The 20,118-nt window shown below is 74.8% G+C and carries 17 protein-coding genes; 8 read left to right on the plus strand and 9 right to left on the minus strand.

Annotation, left to right across the window (positions count from 1 at the left end):
- Nucleotides 1–45: 45 nt before the first annotated feature.
- The 3 genes from HGB44_RS30215 to HGB44_RS30225 all read right to left on the minus strand — a co-directional run bounded on the left by HGB44_RS30215 (nt 46) and on the right by HGB44_RS30225 (nt 3,277).
- Nucleotides 46–1,296 (minus strand): FAD-dependent oxidoreductase, encoded by a 1,251-nt coding sequence (locus tag HGB44_RS30215; RefSeq protein ID WP_061080107.1) that lies wholly within the window; start codon nt 1,294–1,296, stop codon nt 46–48.
- A gap of 24 nt (nt 1,297–1,320) precedes the next feature.
- On the minus strand, nt 1,321–2,229 hold the full coding sequence (locus tag HGB44_RS30220; protein WP_082768303.1) for a TetR/AcrR family transcriptional regulator: 909 nt from the start codon (nt 2,227–2,229) through the stop codon (nt 1,321–1,323).
- 145 nt (nt 2,230–2,374) lie between these two features.
- The gene (locus HGB44_RS30225) at nt 2,375–3,277 is read right to left on the minus strand and encodes a hypothetical protein (RefSeq protein WP_231972384.1); all 903 of its coding nucleotides are present in this window, start codon (nt 3,275–3,277) and stop codon (nt 2,375–2,377) included.
- Nucleotides 3,278–3,956: 679 nt separating this feature from the next.
- Between HGB44_RS30225 and folP the strand changes: the two genes are divergently transcribed.
- From folP to HGB44_RS30245, 4 genes are all read left to right on the plus strand, one after another.
- Nucleotides 3,957–4,817 carry a dihydropteroate synthase gene (gene folP, locus HGB44_RS30230; protein WP_061080106.1) on the plus strand — a complete coding sequence of 287 codons (861 nt, stop codon included), beginning with the start codon at nt 3,957–3,959 and terminating at the stop codon, nt 4,815–4,817.
- An 11-nt stretch (nt 4,818–4,828) separates the two neighbouring features.
- Nucleotides 4,829–5,536 (plus strand): class III extradiol ring-cleavage dioxygenase family protein, encoded by a 708-nt coding sequence (locus HGB44_RS30235; RefSeq protein ID WP_061080105.1) that lies wholly within the window; start codon nt 4,829–4,831, stop codon nt 5,534–5,536.
- A complete protein-coding gene (locus HGB44_RS30240; protein WP_082768302.1) occupies nt 5,518–6,291 on the plus strand; it encodes a pyrimidine reductase family protein in 774 nt (257 codons plus the stop codon). Before HGB44_RS30235 ends, HGB44_RS30240 begins: the two co-directional genes overlap by 19 nt.
- Before the next feature lie 298 nt (nt 6,292–6,589).
- A complete protein-coding gene (locus tag HGB44_RS30245; RefSeq protein WP_061080104.1) occupies nt 6,590–8,953 on the plus strand; it encodes a hypothetical protein in 2,364 nt (787 codons plus the stop codon).
- Between the two features lie 67 nt (nt 8,954–9,020).
- Here the strand turns inward: HGB44_RS30245 and HGB44_RS30250 are convergent, their stop codons facing one another.
- The 5 genes from HGB44_RS30250 to HGB44_RS30270 form a co-directional block, all read right to left on the minus strand.
- Nucleotides 9,021–10,385 (minus strand): outer membrane protein assembly factor BamB family protein, encoded by a 1,365-nt coding sequence (locus HGB44_RS30250; protein ID WP_168444212.1) that lies wholly within the window; start codon nt 10,383–10,385, stop codon nt 9,021–9,023.
- Between the two features lie 149 nt (nt 10,386–10,534).
- Nucleotides 10,535–11,224: a TetR/AcrR family transcriptional regulator gene (locus HGB44_RS30255; RefSeq protein ID WP_231972383.1), complete on the minus strand. Its 690-nt coding sequence runs from the start codon at nt 11,222–11,224 to the stop codon at nt 10,535–10,537.
- Between the two features lie 196 nt (nt 11,225–11,420).
- Nucleotides 11,421–12,569 carry a PrsW family intramembrane metalloprotease gene (locus tag HGB44_RS30260; protein ID WP_061080101.1) on the minus strand — a complete coding sequence of 383 codons (1,149 nt, stop codon included), beginning with the start codon at nt 12,567–12,569 and terminating at the stop codon, nt 11,421–11,423.
- The gene (locus HGB44_RS30265; RefSeq protein ID WP_061080100.1) at nt 12,566–13,177 is read right to left on the minus strand and encodes a hypothetical protein; all 612 of its coding nucleotides are present in this window, start codon (nt 13,175–13,177) and stop codon (nt 12,566–12,568) included. The genes HGB44_RS30260 and HGB44_RS30265 overlap by 4 nt, the downstream gene beginning before the upstream one ends.
- 157 nt (nt 13,178–13,334) lie before the next feature.
- Nucleotides 13,335–14,276 carry an MBL fold metallo-hydrolase gene (locus HGB44_RS30270; protein ID WP_061080099.1) on the minus strand — a complete coding sequence of 314 codons (942 nt, stop codon included), beginning with the start codon at nt 14,274–14,276 and terminating at the stop codon, nt 13,335–13,337.
- 201 nt (nt 14,277–14,477) lie between these two features.
- Between HGB44_RS30270 and HGB44_RS30275 the strand changes: the two genes are divergently transcribed.
- The 3 genes from HGB44_RS30275 (at nt 14,478) to HGB44_RS30285 (ending at nt 18,156) form a co-directional block, all read left to right on the plus strand.
- Nucleotides 14,478–16,445, plus strand: coding sequence for a PQQ-binding-like beta-propeller repeat protein (locus tag HGB44_RS30275; protein ID WP_061080098.1), 1,968 nt, complete (start codon nt 14,478–14,480; stop codon nt 16,443–16,445).
- A gap of 103 nt (nt 16,446–16,548) precedes the next feature.
- Nucleotides 16,549–17,538, plus strand: a complete 990-nt coding sequence (locus tag HGB44_RS30280; RefSeq protein ID WP_061080097.1) for a phosphotransferase — start codon at nt 16,549–16,551, stop codon at nt 17,536–17,538.
- Nucleotides 17,539–17,703: 165 nt separating this feature from the next.
- On the plus strand, nt 17,704–18,156 hold the full coding sequence (locus HGB44_RS30285; protein ID WP_061080096.1) for a hypothetical protein: 453 nt from the start codon (nt 17,704–17,706) through the stop codon (nt 18,154–18,156).
- Nucleotides 18,157–18,183: 27 nt separating this feature from the next.
- On the opposite strand, the gene HGB44_RS30290 is transcribed toward HGB44_RS30285, so the two are convergent.
- Nucleotides 18,184–19,653, minus strand: a complete 1,470-nt coding sequence (locus tag HGB44_RS30290) for a phosphatase PAP2 family protein (RefSeq protein WP_082768301.1) — start codon at nt 19,651–19,653, stop codon at nt 18,184–18,186.
- Between the two features lie 80 nt (nt 19,654–19,733).
- Here HGB44_RS30290 and HGB44_RS30295 point away from each other — a divergent pair, with 80 nt between their 5' ends.
- Complete coding sequence (locus tag HGB44_RS30295; RefSeq protein WP_168444213.1) at nt 19,734–20,027, plus strand: hypothetical protein; 294 nt, start codon at nt 19,734–19,736, stop codon at nt 20,025–20,027.
- The last annotated feature ends 91 nt before the right edge of the window (nt 20,028–20,118 follow it).

A 20,118-nucleotide genomic window follows, 5' to 3' on the forward strand; every position in this document is an offset into this window, starting at 1 on the left:
TCATCACGGCGGAGCGGGTGGACCAGCGCCGTTTCCGGGCCGCCGCTAACGGGCCGCCCGTGCGGGGCCGCGGCGTGCGAAACCCGGTATGTGCTCGGGGCGCAGGCCCTTGCCGATGAGGTAGGCGGGCACGAACGACAGCCAGGGCGCGCGATCGAGGGCGGCCAGCACGGTCTTGGGCGGGCCCTGCCGCTCACCCCTGACGATCGGTTCGGCCAGCCCCCGGTGCATGAGGCGCTGGAGCGTCTGGACGGCGACCGTCGGCACGATCCGCCGCCTGCGCACCGCGGCCAGGTCGCGGGAGGTGGGTGAGCGCCTCTTCAGCGGCCCGGCCAGCAGCGTCGCGGCGGCCACGGCGTCCTGCACGGCGAGGTTGATGCCCACGCCCCCGACGGGGGACATCGCGTGGGCCGCGTCGCCGATGCACAGCAGGCCCTCCACGTGCCAGCGGCGCAGCCGGTTGACCCGCACGTCCAGGTGCTTGACCTCGTCCATGGACCGCAGGGACCCCACCCGGTCGGCCAGTTCCGGCATGAGCTCGGCGAGGTCGCGCCGGAAGGCCCCGATCCCGCGTGCGCGCAGCTCGGGGTCGGTGCCCTTGCGCCCGATGTAGGCGATCTGGAGGTAGCCCTCGCGCGGGATGACCAGGGCGAACCTGCCCAGGCCCGCGCGCGGGGTCAGGGTCGCGCGGTCCCCCTCCTCGCGGGGCAGGCGGAACCACCATGCGTCGATCCCCACCGGGAACTCCCGGGGCACCAGGCCGGACGCGCGGCGGACGAGCGACCACCGCCCGTCGCAGGCCACCGTCAGGTCGGCGCGGATCTCCCCGTCGCCGTCGAGGTCCCGGTAGCGCACGCCCGCCACCCGGCCGGACTCGCGCAGCAGCCCCGTCACCTCGGTGTCCATCCGCAGGGTGAAGGTCGGCTCCTCGCCTCCCGCCTCGGCGATGAGGTTCAGGAAGTCCCACTGCGGGACCATCGCGATGTAGGGGTGGGTCAGCCGCAGCCTGCGGAAGTCGGCGATGGTCACGGTGCGGCCCCCGCCCACGGGGAAGGCCGCCTTGTCCAGCCTGCTCTGCGGCAGCCCGGCGAACCGCTCGTACAGGCCCAGCTCCTCCAGCAGTTCCAGGGTGGAGGGGTGCACGGTGTCCCCGCGGAAGTCCCGCAGGAAGTCGGCGTGCTTCTCCAGCACGGTGACCTCGACCCCGGCCCGGGCCAGCAGCAGGCCCAGCACCATCCCGGCGGGGCCGCCGCCGACGACCACGCAGGTCGTACGCTCGCTCGTTCGTTCACTCATGGCAACTCCGCTCACTCAGGGCGATTACGGTGACGCGTTCGGGGCGTCCGTGCCGGGCCCCGTGCCGGGCCCCGTGCCGGGCCCCGTGCCGGGACCGCGCCGCCGGGCCGGTGCGGGTTCCCCGCCGTCCGGATCGGTCGCGACGGCGCGCAGGAAGGACTCGGCGAACACCGCGCCTACCTGCTCGATCCCGGGGAAATCCACACCCTCCACCCTGTCCAGTGCCGGGCGCAGCATGCAGTGCACGGCGATCGGGGCGAGCATCTGCTGGGTCAGCAGGGGCACCGTCAGGTCGCGGATGCGGCCCGCGGCCACCTCCCCGGCCAGCCACCCGCCCAGCCCGGCGAGCAGGCGGGGGAAGAAGAGCCGGACGAGCAGGTCGGATGTGGGCCCCTCGGGGCGGGCGAACACGTCGGCGAGCATGGCGGGCAGCACCCGGGGTTCGCGGCTGAAGGCGTCGCCCATCAGCCGGTAGATCGCCCGGACCTGGGTGCGCAGGTCCTCCGACGGTCCGGTCAGGACCGCCTCCAGGTCCAGGATGGGGCTGTAGCGCTCGAAGACCGCGCGCAGCAGCTCGTCCCGGCCGCCGAAGGTCGCGTAGAGGCTGTGCACCGAGCACCCCGCGGAGGCGGCGACCGCCTCCAGCGTCGCCGCGGCCAGCCCCTGTTCGCTGATGATGCCGCCCGCGGCCTCGACCGCGCGCTCCCGGACGGGTCGCTGCCCGCCCGGGTCCACGCCCGAGGCGCGCACCGCCTCGTCCAGGGCCCGGCGCGAGCCCCCCACGCGGCGCAGGAGGGTGCTGCGGGAGACTCCCGCCTCCTCCGCGATGGCGATCAGGGGCACGTCGGCCACGTCCTTTCCGAGGCTCTCCGAGGCGCGGACCGCCGCGCTCACGAGGTCGGCCGGAACCGGTGGGTTGTTGAACTCTGACATTGCGATAAAGGTAACACGTAATCGAGTATCAGAGAAGAGCGGAACCCCGGTGGCGCGGGATCTCGGAGCCGACCCGAACCGACCGGGCTGACCGGAGCCGGTTCGGCCCGCGTGGCTCCGCCCTGCGGGGGTGGAGGGGGGCGGGCTAGCCTGCGCTATCCAGGCGGTTCGTGCAGGCGGACTCGCTCCGCATCTCGTGGCACGGCATGAAGGAGCTTCCGTCGGGGTGGGCGAACAGGGCACTCGCCAACCAGTACTGCTGGGGCCGCGTGGGCAGCGCCTCGGCGAAGAAGGGCCGGTCGCCGTCGCGGAGGACGACCTCGTCGGTGTTCTCCCGGGCGTCGGTGTAGCGCGCCCGGATCTCCCACTCACAGGACTGGTCGCCCACCAGCGCCTCCACCCGCAGTCCGCCCGGGTCCGTTCCGCCGCCGAGGTCGATCCGCCTGTGGCTGAAGTAGCGCAGTCCCTGGTCGGGTCCCTCGTCCGAGATGTACAGCTTCGGGTCGTCCTCGGCCAGGTCCACGATCACGCCCGGATACGCCGCCTCGCCCTGCGGCGGGAACTCCACGACGGTGACGGCCGTCGGTTCCGAGCAGGAGACGTTGACGGGGGTCATGTCCACGATGCTCAGCTGGGAGGTGCGCGTGGACAGCAGGTTCATGGTGAACACGGTCGCGTCGGGCAGGTCGCCCCCCGACCTCTGCCACTTCCATGCGTCCGGCGACTCCGGGGACAGGCTGCTGCCGTAACGGAGCAACCGCCCGCCCAGGGACTGGAGGAAGTCCCAGGCCTCCTCGGCCGGGGCGGCCCGGAGCGTCTCGGCCTCCTGCGCCGTCAGGGGCCGGTCCAGGACGATCTTGAAGTTGTGGGGGACGGACGTGTCGTAGGTGATGGAACTGGTGAACGGCGCCCTCTCCTGGTCCACCTCGGACTCGGCCGCCCGCTGCTCGCGGAGCAGCGGCTCGGTGGACCACAGGTCGTAGGCGTAGCTCGCCGCGTAGCCGCCCAGACTGGCCGCGGCCAACAGCACGAGGGCGACCGCCCACACGCCCAGACGCGTCCGCCGCGACGCGCCCCGGCCCTCGGGGAAGTACCGCTGCTCCAGGATGCCGAAGAACGAGGGCCTGTCCTGTCCGGGCCGCTCCCGCCGCCGTCCGCGCGGCGGCTGGGGAGGCGGGGCCTGCGACCCGCGTCGGGGCCTGCGGGGAGGCGGGGGCGGCGCGCTCCCCCTCGGCGGAAGCGGACGCGGGGGCGGAAGCGGGCGTTGTGTGGGCTGGGCGCGGTGGGGAAGGGCGTGCGGAGGCGGGAGCGAGCGCGGGGGCGGAAGCGGGGGAGGGGACGGAGGCGCGGACGGGGACGGCCGAAGGGGGTCCGGCCGCGGTTCGCCGGTTTTCTTCTCCTCGTTCTCGCCCATCGCGAGCGCCCATCTCCTCGGGGGAACACACCTGGGGTGACGGTAACCCGGATGGCGCCCGCCCTTCCGCCCGTGGCCGTAAACGGCCACCGTCCGGACACGCCGTCGGAGAACTGCGGGTGCGTCGGAGCCCGGCCGCGCGGACAAGAACGCGTCGCCGGACCCCCGCGGACGGACGTGCCCTAGTGTTGGCCGCTGGGGGAGGTCCCGTGCGCGGGTGCCGGTGCGGACGCCGGCGACCGCCGCCGCCCCCGCCCCGCCGGTCGAGCGGCCGGTCCGACGCCGACAGGGAGACAGAGAGAGTGAGCGGCCGGTGCTGAGACTGCGCGGTCGGGAGTACGACGCGGGCACGACGCTGGTCATGGCGATCGTCAACCGCACCCCCGACTCCTTCTACGACAACGGTGCCACCTGGGACGACGGTCCCGCCTTCGAACGCGTGCGCAGGGTCGTGGCCGAGGGCGCCGACATCGTGGACATCGGCGGCGTCACGGCGGGCTACGGCCAGCCGGTCGGCGCCGACGAGGAGAAGCGCCGCGTGGTCGACTTCGTGGCCGCCGTCCGCGCCGAGTTCCCCCAACTGGTGATCAGCGTGGACACCTGGCGCGCGTCCGTGGGCCGGGCGGTGTGCGAGGCGGGCGCGGACCTGCTCAACGACGCCTGGGGCGGGTACGACCCGGAGCTGGCCGAGGTCGCCGCCGAGTTCGACGCCGCCCTGGTGTGCACCCACACCGGCGGCGCGGCCCCGCGCACCCCGCCGCACCGCACGCGCTACGAGGACGTGGTGCGCTCGGCCGTCGAGGACACGGTCGCCCTGGCCGAGCGCGCGGTCTCCCTCGGCGTGCACCCGGCGTCGGCGATCATCGACCCCGCGCACGACTTCGGCAAGAACACCTGGCACTCGCTGGAGCTGACCCGGCGCCTGGACGAGATGACCGCCACCGGCCGACCGGTCCTGGTGTCGCTGTCGAACAAGAACTTCGTCGGCGAGACCCTGGACCTGCCCGTCGGCGAGCGCCTGACCGGCACGCTCGCCGCGACCGCCGTGTGCGCCTGGCACGGGGCGCAGGTCTACCGCGTGCACGAGGTGGCCCAGACGCGGCAGACGCTGGACATGGTCGCCAGCATCCGCGGGGTCCGTCCCCCCGCGAGGGCCGTCCGGGGACTGGTGTGAGGGAGGAAAGCGTGATCGTCGCGACCGCCGTCTGTCCGCACCCGCCGCTGCTCCTGCGCGAACTCGGCGGCGGCCTGGACCCGCTCGCCGAACTGCGCAAGGAGTGCGCGTCGGCGGTGGAGGCCCTGGCCGCCGCCGAGCCGGACGTCCTCGTCGTCGTCGGCGGGCACGACGTCTCCGGAGAGCACACCGAGGCGCTCGCGCCGGTCCGCGAGTTCGGCGGGACGGGGGAGCGGGTGCCCCGGGAGCTGACGCTGCCGCCGAGCCTGGGCGTGGCCCGAGGACTGCTCGACACCGTCGGCTACCGCGGGCGCGTGGAGATGCTCAGCGTGGCCTGGGACGCCTCCGCCGCCGAGGCGGAGGAGCTGGGGCGGCGGATCGCCGGTCGCACCGGACGGATCGGCCTGCTCGTCCTGGGCGACGGCAGCGCCCGGCGCGGAGACAGGGCCCTCGTGCGCCCGGACGAGCGCGCCTTCGCCTTCGACGAGGAGGTCCGCCGCTGCCTGTCCGAGGGTGACTCGGAGGGCCTCCTCCGGCTGGACCCGGCCCTGGCCGCCGAGCTGATGGCGCAGGGCCGGGCCGCGCTCCAGGTCATGGCGCACGCGCTCTCCGCCGACGCCGCCGATGACGACGGCGGCCCGGTGCGGCCGCGGGTGCTCTACGCCGACGACCCGTTCGGGGTCATGTACTTCGTGGCGGTGTGGCCGTGCGACTGCTGATGAACGACGCCGCCCCCGGCGCGGCCTCGCCGGGTGACACCGTGGACGCATCCGCCCTGGAACGGCTCTACGCCTACCCCGACCGGCCCTGGCTGCGCGCCAACATGGTCGCCAGCCTGGACGGGGCGGCGGCCGGGAACGACGGCCGCACCGAAGCCCTCAACACCCCCGCCGACCTGGTGGTGTTCACGCTCCTGCGCGACCTGGCCGACGTGGTCCTGGTCGGCGCCGGAACCGCCCGCGAGGCGGGCTACCGGCGGGCGGGCCCGCGCAGCGGCGACAGGGCGGCCCGCGCCGTCGCCGAGGGCCGCGCCGAGCGGCCCGAGATCGCCGTGGTCAGCGGCGCCGGACGGGTTCCGCCGCTGCTGGCCGAGCCGACCGGGGACGGCGGCGGAGTGCTGCTGGTGACCTGTGAGACGGCCGGGGACGAGGCCCTGGACCGGGCGCGCGGCACCCTGGGTGAGGACCGGGTGCTGGTGTGCGGGCGCGAGCGCGTGGACCTGCGCGCCGCGGTCGACGCCCTGGTCCGGCGCGGCCTGCCCCGGATCCTGTGCGAGGGAGGGCCCCGCCTGCTGGCCGACGTGGCCGCCGCCGGTCTGCTCGACGAGATGTGCCTGACGGTCGTTCCGCTGATGGCCGGGGGAGTCCAGCAGCGCGTCGCGGTCGGCACGGCGGCCGACGCGCCGCTCGTGCCCGGTGTGCTCATCGAGTCCGAGGGCACCCTGCTCCAGCGCTGGCTGCGCCCGCGGGACTGACCGCCGGATCGCAGGACCGCCGGACCGCAGGGCCAGCGCCTGCCGCGCGCCCCGGGGCGGCGTCTGGAACGGGGTCCGTGCCGCGCCGGTTCGGCGCGGACCGCTTGCCGTACACACCTCCTTCGTCCGCTCCGGGGGAGGAGCCGGACGAGACCCTCGCGGAGGCGGCCGAGGCGCTCGTGCGGCCGTCCCCTCCGTGCTCATGCGGCTGCCCCTCCGCGCTCATCGGCCCGGGCGCCGAGCGCGGTTCCCTCGGCCAGTAGTCTGCCGTCGCACACGTGACGGAAACGAGGTACCGATGGACAGCCCGGACGGCGAGGACACGGCGGTGGAGGCGCGGAACGGTCCCCACGAGGACGGCTCAGAAGAGGGAAGCGCCGCAGCGGCCCCGGCCGACCTGGTCCTGTACCGGGAACTGGGTCCCCTGCTCCTCCGGGTGCTCGCCACCTACGCACGGCGGCTGTGGGCCCTGCTGGTGGTGGCGGCTCTGCCCGCGGTCCCGGTCACGCTGTTGAGCCAGGCCCTGGTGGTGGCGCCAGCCCGTGACGGCGCCTACCTCAACGGCCTGCTGGAGTCCGCCGCGGACCCGCTCGCCCCCGCCCTCGTGGCCGCCACCGGGGTCGTCGCGCTGCTCGGGCTGGCGGTCGCGCCGTTCTCCCTGGGGGGCTCCGTCCTGCTGGGAACCGCCGCCCTGCTCGGCCGACGGATCTCACCGCGCCAGGCCTGGCAGGGGGCGCGGCGACGCTACTTCACCGTTCTGACCTGGGTCCTGCTGCTGGTCTTCCTGGTGTCGGGTTCTCTGGCGCTCTACCTGTGGGCCCTGGTCTCGGACTGGCCGCCGGTGCTGACGGCGATCCTGGTCCTGGGGCTGCTGCTGGCCGTGTTGGTCCCGTTGACGGTGTCGCTGCCACTGGCCCTGGTGGAGGGGCACGGACCCTTCCGGGCCCTGCTGGAGGCCTGCCGCCTGGCGCGGCACCGGGTCGGCGTCCACCTGCTCCTCGTCGGTCTCTCCTACGGGGTGTCGGTGTTGGCCGGAGCGGTCCTGGAACGGGTCCTGCCGCGGTGGACGGACCTCGCGGACGGCAGCCCGGCGCTGCTGGCCGTCACCCTGCTGGTCGGTCTGGTGGTGGCCCCGCTGTCGCTGCTCCTGGGCTGCGCCCCCGTGGCCTACTGCGACTTCGAGAGCCCCTACACCGCACCAGGCCAGGACCGCGTACCGGGCGGGGACACGTACGCGGGGGTGCGGTACGCGGTCCATCCGACCGTGCGCGATGCGGACCTGGTCCGGGCCGGTGAGCACCTGCCCGCGCCTGCGGCCTCCGTGTCCGGACGCTCCTCCGACTCTGTTTTCAGCGGACCCCGGCTGGTCCTGGTCCCCGCCCTGGCCCTGGCCGTGTTCGGCCCGCCTCTGCTCGGCCCCGGCCTGCTGGAAGCCAACCCGTTCGGGCTGCCGGAGATGGACGCCCATCCGGTCGCCAGCGTCGACGGCGACGAACTGTCGGTGAGCCTGGAGCCGACCGGGGAGGGCGCACTGCTCGGCGTCGCGACCAGCTACGTGAACATGGAGGTGTGCGACCCCCGGTGCCGTGCCGTGGCCCAGGGCGAGCGGAGCTGGATGGGTGACGGCGTGCGCGTCGTGGACGGCGGCGCCCTGTGGACCGTCTGGCGCGAGTACGAGCACGAGGACGTGGAGGAGGAGGCGGACCGCTACGCCCCGCACCCGGACTCGGGGCTCTACCTGCTCTCCTGCGCCGACATCACGAAGTGCGCGGATCCCGACGAGGAGGCCCTGGTCCGCCCGTACCCGGAGGGTCAACACCACGTCGCCTCCGCGGTCACCCCGCTGGCCGACGGGCGCCTGCTGGTGGCCTCCTCCGTCAAGCGCTACGACCCGCCGGAGCTCGGTGTGAGCCTTGAGCAGGACCGGGGCGGACTGCGTCTGCACCTGTGCGAGGACATCGCCTGCGCGGATCCTGAGGTGGTCCTGTTCCCCGCGGAGATGGCCGCCGGTGGTTTCCTCACCGACGGCGAGTTCCTGGCCCTGGCCGCCTACCCGGGGGGCGGGTACGCGATGGCCGTGACCGACACCGCCCGCGGATCGCTGTCCCTGGTGGCCTGCGCCGAGCGGGCGTGCACGGACCCGGAGATCACCCGGATCCACGGGGACCGGTTCTACGGCGAGCACGACAGCCGTTTCCGGAGCCGGTTCGGGGCCCGCGTGGAGCTGCGCTCCGACGGCACCCCGGTCCTGGCCTACCGGGACCCCCAGGGCGGCCGGGCGCACCTGGTGGACTGCCACGACGCGCTGTGCTCGGAGTTCACCGACACCGCCGTCACCGGAACCGGCTGGGCGCGCCCGGTGCCGGGGCTGGCCGTGGACTCCCGGGACCGGGCCCACCTGCTCACCCCCGATTTCACCCGGGAGCGGCTGGTGCTGCTGTCCTGCCTGGACCGCGGCTGCTCGCAGACCTCCTCGGCCCCGCTGCTGGAGCTGACGGAGGCGGAGCCGAGCCTGACCGCGCTGGCCCTGGACGACCGGGACCGCCCGCACATGCTGTGGGCGGACGGGGAGGTGAGTACCCGCTTCATGGGCGGTGTCGACATCGAGTCCGAGGCGCGCTACCTGCGCTGCGCGGAGCCCCTGTGCGGGGCCGGGCTGTAAGGCCCCCGCCGCTCCACGGACATGCGGCCCCACGCCACGCGGACGCGGGGCCGCACCCGTGTCCGGATCAGTAGTCCACCGCGAACAGGCGGGGCTTGACGCATGTGGTGGCGCCCGTGGGCGCGTCCATCGCCGGCGGGCGCAGCCCGTCCGGGGCGCAGCCGGCGTAGACGCCCACGACACCGCCGTCCGGTCCGGGGTAGGCGGTCAGGTGTCCGGCTCCCGCGGCCAGCCCTCTCAGCGGGTCGGTGTCCACGCCGGGGCCGGTGGGCCGGAACGGAAGCAGGTTGTACTCCTGGAGGGTCATGTGCGTCTCACCGTCCAGCTCATGTCGCTCGGCGCCGTACCCGGCCAGGAGCCTGGCGGCGTCGATCTCGCCGTCTTCGGCGAGGACCCGGCCGTTGTCGGCGTCCAGAGCCCGGTAGCCGTCCTCGTCGTGGACGAACACCCGGGGATCCGGCTCCGCGGAGACCGAGACGACCTCTCCGGGTGCTGTATGGGTCCACAGCACCTCGCCGTCGGCGGGGTCGACGGCGGTGATCCGCTTCTCCTCGCAGCCCTCCCCGGAGGCGCAGCCGGGTGTGTCGAACAGGAGCGGTCCGTCGGGGACGGCCCACAGCTCACTGCCCGGCCCGGGCTCCTCCGGGATCTCGAACTCCGCGACCTGTTCTCCGTCCACCACCGCGGTGACGTAGGAGGGTTCCTCCTGGGGGGAGTACTCCAGGTACAGGGTTTCATCAGCCACGGCGGGGGAGCCCCAGGGCGCCAGCCGCGCGGACCACTCGACCCGGCCGGTGGCCGCCTCGACCAGGAAGTAGCGGGGGTCGTCCTCGCTGTCGTGGGGCAGCGCCTCCCTCAGGACCAGGTGTGTGTCGTCGCTGGCCAGGACGGCCTCGTGATCGAGGTCCTCGGGCAGGTCCGACTCCACCGCCCGGGCGCCGTCGCGGTCCACCTCCCAGAAACGAAGCGCGTCCACCCGGCCCTGACCCTCGACGGGGGTTATCACCAGGGTCGACCCGACCAGCCGGAACCACGACACGTCGACGCCCGCGGACTCGGTCCACAGGATCGCGGCGGTGGCGGTGTCCACCGCGACGATCGTGTCAGCCGTGTGCAGGTAGAGGACCCCGTCGGCCTCCACCGCCCCGGGGTCGGGGTACCTGTAGTCCAGCCAGTGCCTGGCGGGCCGGAGCAACGGCCCGCTCTCCTCGAACTGATCCAGGTAGAAGTCGCCCTCCAGGGGCCGGGACCAGCGCACCGACCCCGCCTGTCCGCAGTCGCCGGTCTCCTGGCAGAGGACGGCGGAGTCGGGACTGATCACCGATGGCTCGGGAGGCTCGGGCGCGTCCTCCCCGCCCCGTGCCGAGCAGGCGGACAGGGCGAGGGCACAGGCGAGTGCGAGCACAGGGAAGGGGCGGGAAGGGGAACGCATGCGCCGCATCGTAGCGGGGCGGCCCGTCCCGTCCCGCGGACCCCTGCGCGATGGGGACATCGCCTGCCTGTTGGGAACGGCCGCGCGGTCACCGGTCTCTCCTCGCGGTCGGCCGCCCCGGTGCCGGGGCGCGCGGAGGCGCCGCGCGGTTACCGGCGCCCCTCGCGGCCGGCGGCCCCCGCTCCGCCCCCGGAGGTCCTGCCGGCCCCGCCCACCAACGGGGCCAGCACGTAGTCGGCCAGCGGGAACGCGTGCTCGTCCACGTGTTCGCGGGCGCGTTCGCGCTGGCCGGGGCCCATGGTCAGCGCGTGCACCAGGACCGTCCCGTACAGCGCCTCGGTGAAGGGCTCGGTGTCGGTGCCCGGGACCAGCTCGCCGCGTTCGACGGCCCTGCGCACCATGTCCGCCATCCCGTCGCGGTGCACGCGCACCAGCCGTTCCTGGAGCCCCACGAAGGTCTCCATCCCGGTGGTGGCGTCCACGGCCACGCGCAGGGTGACCCAGCCCGACGGGGCCAGGAAGTGGCCGAGCAGGGCCGAGGCCAGCGCGCGGGTGTCGCCGCGCAGGCTTCCGGTGTCGGCCGTGGCGGGCGGCCGGGTGTGCTCCTCGATGGCGTCGGCGAGCAGGCGTTCCTTGGTCGGCCAGCGCCGGTACAGGGCGGCCTTGCCCACCCCCGCCCGGCGGGCCACCCCGTCCAGGGTGAACGCGGCCCAGCCCGCTCTTCCGTACTCGACCAGCGCCGCCGCCATGGCCCGCGGCGTGAGGCTGGGGTCGCGCGTGCGCCCCCGCCCGGTCCTCGGCGGTGTCGTCCCCGTGCCCCTCCGTGCTCGCTCACCCATGGGGCACGTTATGCCCAGGTAACGGCCGATGAAAATCCGCGGCTCCGTCCACGCGGGCGTTCGCGGGCCGTGACCGGTGCCGTCCGCGCGCCGTTCGGTCCGCGCGCCACCCGGTCCTTGCGCCACCCGGCCCGTACACGGCCCGGTTCGCGCACCCTCTGGTCCGCACGCCGTCCGGTCCGCACCCGACCGCCGGTCACGGCGTCCGGCGCACCGCCCGGTCCTCGGCGATCGCCAGCATCTGCTCCTGGCGCCGTTCCACGGCGGGCCGCTCAGGGTCCGCCACGTGGCGCAGCTCCCTGACGCGGCCGTGCCGGTTGGCCAGGGCCGTCGCCGCCGACCGCCGCATGCCCAGCGCCCCGCCCTCGGAGGCCAGTGCCGCGCGCACCCGGTGCCGGTAGGCCTGCCGGACGGTGAAGTACACGGCCATCGTGGTCAGGAAGACCACCGCGACCTTGAACACGACGCCGCCGACACCGGAGAACAGCGGCGAGTCCAGCAGCCAGTGCAGGGCCATCGCCAGGACCACCAGGAGGGCGGCGGCCACCGCCCGGCGCCTGCCGGGCCGCCACGCCACGGCCGCCAGCAGGCCCACGGCGGTGCCCGCGACCGCCGACATCGCCCAGTGCGAGCCCAGCCCGGTCAGGACCAGCCTCACCACGGTCGTCTGCACCACCGGAGTCAGTCCGCCCGTGCCGCCCGCCTGGACGATCGCGTTCATCGAGTAGACGAAGTTCTCCGTCACCTCGAAGCCCAACCCCACCAGGGAGCCGATCACGAACCCGTCCACCGGGCCGCGCACCGCGGCGGGGAAGGCCACCGCGACCAGCACGATCCCGGCGAGCTTGAGCAGTTCCTCGTTGAGCGGGGCGGTCAGGGCCGCCCCCCAGACCTCGGAGAAGGGCAGTCCCAGGCTCTTGGCCCAGATCGAGCCCAGACCCGCGTTGGCGACGACCCCGCCCGCCGTCGCGGCGGTCAGACCCCAGGCCACCGCGGCCACGGAGGCGTCCAGGGCGGGGTCGCGCACCGGACGGATGCGGCGCAGCACCCAGAACCCGAAGGCCAGCGTCACCAGTCCCAGGAACACCGCCAGCGCCGCCTCGGAGAAGAAGACGCGCACCAGCCCGGTGAACCGCAGCGCCAGGTAGCCTAGGCCCACCGCGCACAGCACTCCGATCAGGACGAGCGCCGCCAGCGCGGGCAGCCGCTGCCCGCGGGCGCGTCCGCCCTCCGGCGGCCGCTCCGAGGCGTGCCGGGGCCTGGACTCGTCCTGGCGGGCGCTGCGCGGCGAGGGCACGGAGCCCCGGTCCGTCGCGGCCGGGCGCTCGTCGGGTTCGGGGTTCACGAGCCCTCCCTGGTGAAGGAGACCGAGCGCGCGACGTCGGCGACCGCGCTGAGGTCGGCCGGGGTCGCCTCGCGTCCGGCCAGGGTCATCTCCACGGCCAGCTGTCCGTCGGGGGAGGGGTAGACCACCGCGGCGCCGTCCCCCTCGCGGCTCTCCAGGGCCCCGGTGAGCCCCTCGACGCCCTCCCGGGTGGAGATGGCCTCGGGGTCGCCCAGGCGCGCCGTCGCCTCACCGGCGCGCACGATCCGCCGCAGGCCCGCCCACAGCTCCTCCAGGCTGGGCGGGGGTGAGGTCACGGGGGTGACCGAGTTGAGCGTCAGCTCCACCGGGCCCCGGTGGAAGCGGTAGATCTGCCCGGCCTGGCTGGAACCGGTGTTCAGGTGCCAGCCCTCCTGGGGGAAGGTGAGGGAGGCCCGGTAGCCGCCCGCCGATCCCACGGGCACCGGTTCGCCGGAGGGAACGGACTCCGAGCCGGGCAGGAGTGCGTTGACCAGCGGCCAGGCCACCACCAGCAGCGCGATCGCCGCCGCGGCCGCGCCCAGCGGCACCCAGTTGCTGCGGGGGCCGCGCCGCCGTGCGCGCGCGTCCTCCCCGGTCGCCTCCGCCATGGCGTTCCCCCTCGTCACCCACGGTGATGCCCTGTCACGGCAAGCGAAACATCCGGGAGTGCGCGCGTTGGTGGTACGGCGTCGACTTGGCGCACGTTTACGGTGATTTCACCAAGTCGGGGGATCGGCGAGAGGGCGCGGTGACCGGACGGGGCGCTCAGAGGCTCGTGGGCATCAGGCCCCCGTTCCACTCGACGGCGTCGGACAGCGCCGCGACGAGGTCCATGTCGGTTCCGGTGAGGTCGGCGTGGGCGCGGTGCAGGTTGAGCACGATGCGCTCGGCGTCGTCCCAGTCGCGGAACCCGCCCAGGTCGCAGGCCCTGGCGTTCTCCAGCGGGGTGAGCCCCCGGGCGACCCCGTCCCGGGCGGTGTCCAGCACGAACCGGTAGTAGCGCTCGTGGGCGCCCAGGACCGCGTCCAGCTCGGCGGCGCCCAGCAGTGGTCCGTGCCCGGGGACCACGTGCTCGGGGCCGAACGCGTGCAGCCACTCCAGCGAGCGCAGCGCTCCCTCCAACGAACCCATGAACACCAGCGGGGTCAGCCCGTGGAAGACCAGGTCGCCGGTGAACAGCACGCGCTCCTCGGGCAGCCAGGCCACCACGTCGCCGGGGGTGTGCGCGGTGTGGCCGGGATGGCGCAGCTCCACGCGCCGCCCGCCGGTGTGGACGGTCAGCTCCCGGTCGAGCACGATCGACGGCAGGCGCCGGGTGACGTTGCCCCAGTCCGGCGGGGGCGACCAGAACGGCGGGCAGGCGTCGAGGATCGGGTCGTGCGCGAGCGCCTCGCGCATGGCGGCCTGCCCGATGAGCGCGGCGGACTCGGGCAGCAGGCTGTTGCCGTAGGTGTGGTCGCCGTGCTGGTGGGTGTTGACCGCCCACCGGACGGGCGCGCCGCCGGTGGCGCGCGCCAGGGCGCCGAGGAACGCGCGGGTGCGGGCCTCGGTCGCGCAGGTGTCCACCACCAGGAGCCCGTCGTCCCCGGCGACGGCGCCCGCGTTGTTGACCCACCAGGTGCCGTCCGGCTGCACCCAGGCGTACACGCCGTCGACGACCTCGGTCAGGCTCGCCGCCTCCGGTCCGGTGTGCCCGGTCTGGCCCATGGTGGTCCTCCTCGCGTCCGCGGCCCTCAGGGGGGAGAAGAAGGAAGAGGGTACAGCGCTTCCCGGGTCAGCCGTGGCCGGAACCGGTCGGTGAGGGAAACGGCGCCCGTACGCGCTGTTATCGTGACGACCGCATATCCGGTTCGTGTGCCTTCGGGCGCACGCGCACGCCCTCGGACGGGCCAGGGAGCGGACGAACACGTGAACAGCGAGACGGGGACCTCCCCGGGTTCCTCCCGGGAGGGAGGGGCGCCCGAGGCCGGTTCCGGCGGCGGGCAGCGGGACGCGAACGCTCCCGGGGAACCTCCGGAGCGCGGGGAGGGCCCGCGGAGCCGCGGCGACGGGGCGGCTCCCCGGACCGGAGACCGGCCGGGACCGCGCCGCGCGGCCCGCCCCCTCCTCTCCGCCCTCCTCGCCTGGGCCGGAACGGGACTCGTCGCCGGCGCCCTTCCGCTCTCGGTGGTCCTGTTGTTCCTGCGGGATCCGGAGGAGGGCCTGGGGCCGGGCCCGTCCCTGCTCGTGGCGTTCCCTGCCGGACTGGCACTGCTGGTCCTGGTGCTGCGCCGCCCGGTGCCGGGGAAAGCCGGTCCGGACCGCGGCCCCGGATCGCCGCTCCGCCTCACGGCTCTGGCGGCGGGTGCCGTGCTGCTGTCGTACCTGGCCTACCGCTCCTTCCCGCGCGACGCCTTCGCCCGGCTCACGGAGAACGGGGACACCTGGACGCCGTCGGTCACGGGAAGCCTCCAGTGGGTGGCGCTGTGCGCGTTCGCGCTGGGCTTCCTGGCGCTGCTCCTCGCCGTGCGCCGCCCGCGCCCCCGGCCGGGCGGGCGTGCCTGGACGGGGTTCGCCGCCGGTGTCCTGGCCGTGGCCGCGGCCGGGTGGGCTGCCGTCTCCGAGGCCACCCACCAGCCCGTGGAGCACGTGGTCGCCGCTCCCGGGGCCGCTCCGGGCACGCCGACCGCGGTCACCCGGGTGGGCTGGACCTGGGAGGGGCCCGAGGACACCAGGGTCGAGCGGGTCGTGGCCGGGCCGCGCGGGCCGGTCGTGCTGCTCGGGGACGGAATGGTCGGCCTGGACGGCGCGACCGGTGAGGAGCTGTGGACCTACCGCCTCCCCTTCGGCTGGCACACGAGCGCGGGCGCGTCCATGGGGGGCGACCTGGCGTACGTGAGTTACCGGCAGGACCCCGACGACAGCGGGAGCGGGCGGATGACCGTGGTCGACACGGCCACCGGCGAGATCACCAGGGAGGTGGCGGCGCCGCCTGAGGAGCGGTTCGGCACCGGGGACCACCACTTCCTCGGTGTCCTTCCCACGGGCAGCCTCCACACGGGCTCCGACGAGGAGCCGGGAACGCTGGTCGCGTACGGCGACGCCGGAGAGGGCGGGCTGTGGACCTTCACCCCCCAGGACCCGGAGAGCGCCTGCGACACGGAACGGCGGGTCCTTCTCCACGAGGGCCTGATCCTGGCGGCGTACCTGTGCCGGGGGGAGCCGGATGTCCGGCCCCTCGTCGTTCTCGGCCTGGACGCGCGTACCGGGGAGCAGAGGTGGCGCACGGAGGTCGGGGACCCGTACCCGAGCGGCTCCCTGCGGATCTTCTGGGAGGAGCACGCCGTGTCGGAGGGGGAGCACCCCGTGGTGGGCGTCGGTTCCGACTCCGGTCCCGTCACCCTGCTGGACCCGCGCACGGGCGCGGTGGCGGGCGAGTTCCCGGAGTTCCTGCTGGAGGATGACGACGGGGCCAGCCAGGAGTACCGGGTCATCCGTTCGGGATACCGGGGACGCGTCCACGCCGACACCGGCGGCGCGGTCCACGTCGAGGGCGGCGGACACGACGAGTACCTCGTCCATCACGTCGACCCCTCCGGCGCGCTGGTCCGCACCACCGTGGTCCCCGAACCGCCTTCGGGGCTGGACGATCCCAGCGACGCCGTCGCCGTGGGGGACACCCTCCTGGTACCGCACGAGGAGCAGGAGGTGCGGGGCGGCGATCCCTCGGCGTCCGTGCGCGTGGTTCCGCTCGGGGAGGAGCGGGGCGCGTCAGAGGACGGCGGGACGGTGATCGGGATCGGCTCCGCCGTGGACCTGCGGCTCCTGCCCGTCCCCGGTGCCGTCACCGCCCACGGCCTGGAGGAGACCACCACCGTGTACGGACTGGTGCCCTGACCCGACCCGGCCTTCCCGAGGAGGTCTCGCGGACGCGCCGCACCCCGCCGCACCCCGCCGGACGTTCCCGGCCTCGGCGCGGACCGGCTGGTAGTTTCGCCGCATGCGCGAACGGCTGACGGACCTGGAACCACGCATGCACGACGCGCTGGCGGTGTGGGGCATCCACGCGACCGCGCTCGACCACGTCCCCCTGGGCTTCGGCGACCACCACTGGAGCGTCACCGACACCTCGGACCGCCGGTGGTTCACCACCGTGGCCGACCTCGCCCACAAGTCCTTCCTGGGCCCGGACCCGGCCTCGGTGCGGCGGCGTCTCGCCCGGGCCATGGACACCGCCGCCCGGCTGCACGACGACGAGGGGCTCGGGTTCGTCGTCGCGCCCCTGCGCACCCCGGGCGGGGACACCGTCGTCCCGGTCGGCGACCGGTACGCGCTCAGCGTCTTCCCCCACGTGGAGGGCGAGTCCGGCGGCTTCGGTCAGGAACTGGCCGACGACCGGCGGGCCCGGCTCCTGGACACCCTCGCCCAGCTGCACCGGAGCGCCCCGGGCGACGCGCCCGCCGTCGAGGCCCGGCTCCCCGGACAGGACCGGCTGGCCGCGCTCCTGGACCGCCCCGCCGCGATCGGCGACGCGGGACCCCACGCCGCGCCCACCGCCGACCTGCTCGCCGAGCACGCCGCGGTGCTGCGCGAGCGCCTGGCCGAGTCCGACCGCGGCGCCGCCGCCCTGGAGGGCGCGGCCGCGGTCCTCACCCACGGCGAACCCCACCCCGGCAACCTGCTGTGGCGCGGGGACCGCCCGCTCCTGGTCGACTGGGACACCGTCGGCCTGGCCGCCCCCGAACGCGACCTGTGGCTGGTCACCGGCGACCCCGCCGAACTGGCCCGCTACGCCGAGGCCAGCGGGCACGAGCCCGACCGCGCGCTGCTGGAGCTGTACCGGCTGCGCTGGGACCTGCGCGACGTCGTCGAGTTCGTCGACTGGTTCTCCGCGCCCCACCAGGGCGGACCCGACACCTCCCAGGCCTGGCGGGACCTGGTCCGCACCGTCGAACGCCTGGGCGCGGGGGAGCGGTCCGGCACCCGCTGACACCGCCGGGATCCGGCGGCCCCGGCGGGTCGCGGCCCGCCCGCACGGCCCGTGGTCGGTAGCATTCCCCTGACTGTCAGTGACCGAAAAGGGCTGTCACCAGTACGGCCGGGCCGGCTCCGGCCGACCGGGCACGCCACGGACCCGACCAGGTGTTGGAGCGACATGAACCTGCCCCTCAGCAACCGCGACCTGCCGCTGCGCGTCATCACGGGGGCGTTCGTCCTCAACTCCGGACTGGAGAAGCGCGGCGCCGACGAGGAGACCGCGCAGGGCCTCCACGGGATGGCGGCGGGGACCTACCCCTTCCTCAAGGAAGTCGACCCCACCACCTTCGCCCGGCTGCTGTCGGCCGGTGAGATCGCCCTGGGCGCCGCCCTGCTGATCCCCGTCGTCCCGAGCCGCGTCGCGGGCGCGGGCCTGACCGCGTTCGCCGCGGGCCTGCTCGGCCTGTACCTGCGCACCCCGGGCATGCGGCGCCCCCAGAGCCTGCGCCCGACCGAGCAGGGGCTGCCCCTGTCCAAGGACGCGTGGCTGCTGGGGGCCGGGCTCAGCCTCCTGCTGGGCGGCGACACCGGCCGGGACTCCTCCCGGAGCTCCTGCCGGCGCCGCCGCTGACGGTCGGGGCCGGCGGCGTGCCGGTGTTCACCGGTTGGTCTCGGTCGTGGGCACGAAGACCCGCAGGGCCGCGTGCCGCTTGGTGAAGACCACCGTGCGCGAGCCCTCCACGACCTCGCCGTCCACGGCCAGCAGCCTGGGCTCGCCCGGGATGGTCAGCGTCAGCCCCGTGGTCAGCCGCTCGGAGTAGCCCTCGCCGTGCGCGAACTTGCCCAGCAGCACGTCCGCGACGGCGCGCAGCCGCGGGAAGGGCGCCCGGGCGGTGAGCACCCGCACGTCCAGCCGCCCGTCGTCCAGCTGCTCGCGCAGCGCGGGCACCCGGCCGTGCGTGCGGTACTGGCAGTTGCCCACGAACGCCCACCACACCTTGGTGGGCTCGCCGTCGACCACCGCGGAGATCGGACTCACCTCCCGCAGGTCCTGCCACAGGGCCAGCGCGAACGCGGGCCACTTGCCGATCCGGTCGGCCCACTTGTCGCGCCGGTCCACCATGCGCGGGTAGGAGCCGAACGAGGACGTGTTGAGGAAGATCCGGCCGTCCACCTCGCCCACGTCCACCCGGGCCAGCCACCCGTCGTCGAAGGCCCGCAGCGCGATGTCCACCGAGGACAGCCCCAGCGTGCGGGCGAAGTTGTTGAGGGTGCCGTCCGGCAGCACCAGCAGCGGGCGGTCGTGGTCGAGCGCCGCCCGCGCCCCGGCGTTGACGGTGCCGTCGCCGCCCGCCACCGCCAGCACCTCGCTGGTGCGCGCGGCCTGGTCCATGACCCCGACCACGTCGTCGTCCGCCGACAGCGGGATGATCCGCGCCTTGGGCAGCGCCCGCGCCACCTTGCTCGTGACGTCGGCGACGGTCAGCCCGGGCACCGTGCCCGAGGCCGAACGCGGGTTGACCACCACCGTCACCCCGGACCCCTCGCGGTCCACGTCGGTCTCCCCGTCGGCGACGGTGCGCGCGCCGAAGACCAGTTCGGGGCGGGGCGGTACCACCGTCCCGGCGAGCAGGGCCGCGCCGCACCCGATGGCCATCCCGGCGAGCACGTCGCCGGGGTAGTGGACGCCGCTGTGCACGCGTGAGAACGCCACCCCGCCCGCCAGGAGCGCGACCAGCCCGGCCAGCGGCTTGGGCGCGTCCGTCATGACCCCGGCCGCGTAGGCCGCGGCCGCGGCGGTGTGCCCGGAGGGGAAGGAGGTGCTCGGGTAGGAACGGTAGGGGCTGCGCGCGGCCGGGACGGCCGAGTTGTCCGGGCGGGTGCGCCCCGACAGCTGCTTGACCCCCGCCGAGACCAGGTTGGCGGTGCCCGCGGCCAGGATCGCGCGCAGGGCGGTGCGCCGCAGCCTGGGGCCGCCCGTGGCGGCGAGGGTGGCCGACATCAGGAACCACGGCGCCATGTTGTCCGTCGCCTGCACGAACTTGGGGGTGTAGGCGTCCAGGGACGCGGGCCCCATCCCCGTCACGCGGTCGTAGACCTTCTTGTCAGCCCGTTGGAGTCGACTCATAAGGCTCATCGCCCCAGAGTGGGCAAAGTGCCGTCAGATGTCCATAAGGGCGCGCCCGCGGGAGAACCTCCAGTGTGTTGATGACATCACACACGATGTTGGTTTCGGTGGCCGATCCCGCCACGGGCGCCGTGCGCCACGCGGTGCGCGCCGGGGCCCGGGGGAGGCCGTACCGGCTCAGCGCGTTCTCCCGGGACTCCTCCACTCGCTCCCGGGACTCCCACGTCCGCGCGGGCCAGAGCCCGGAGGGCCGCGTGTACGTGCCCGGCTTCGGCGCCGGGGCCGAGCGGGTGGACGTCGACGCCCGGGGTGCTCGGCGTCCCCACCGACCGCCGGGCCCGCCAGAGGCCGGTCCGGGACCGGTACCGGTGTGAGGCGTGGGCCTTTGACCTGCGGTGATCTTGTACTTATAGCGAGTCTCGACCGTCGAGACTCGCTACAGGTACAAGATCACGGTGCGTGGGC

Source organism: Nocardiopsis alborubida (assembly GCF_012396365.1).
In the GTDB taxonomy this organism is placed as follows: Bacteria; Actinomycetota; Actinomycetes; order Streptosporangiales; family Streptosporangiaceae; genus Nocardiopsis; species Nocardiopsis alborubida.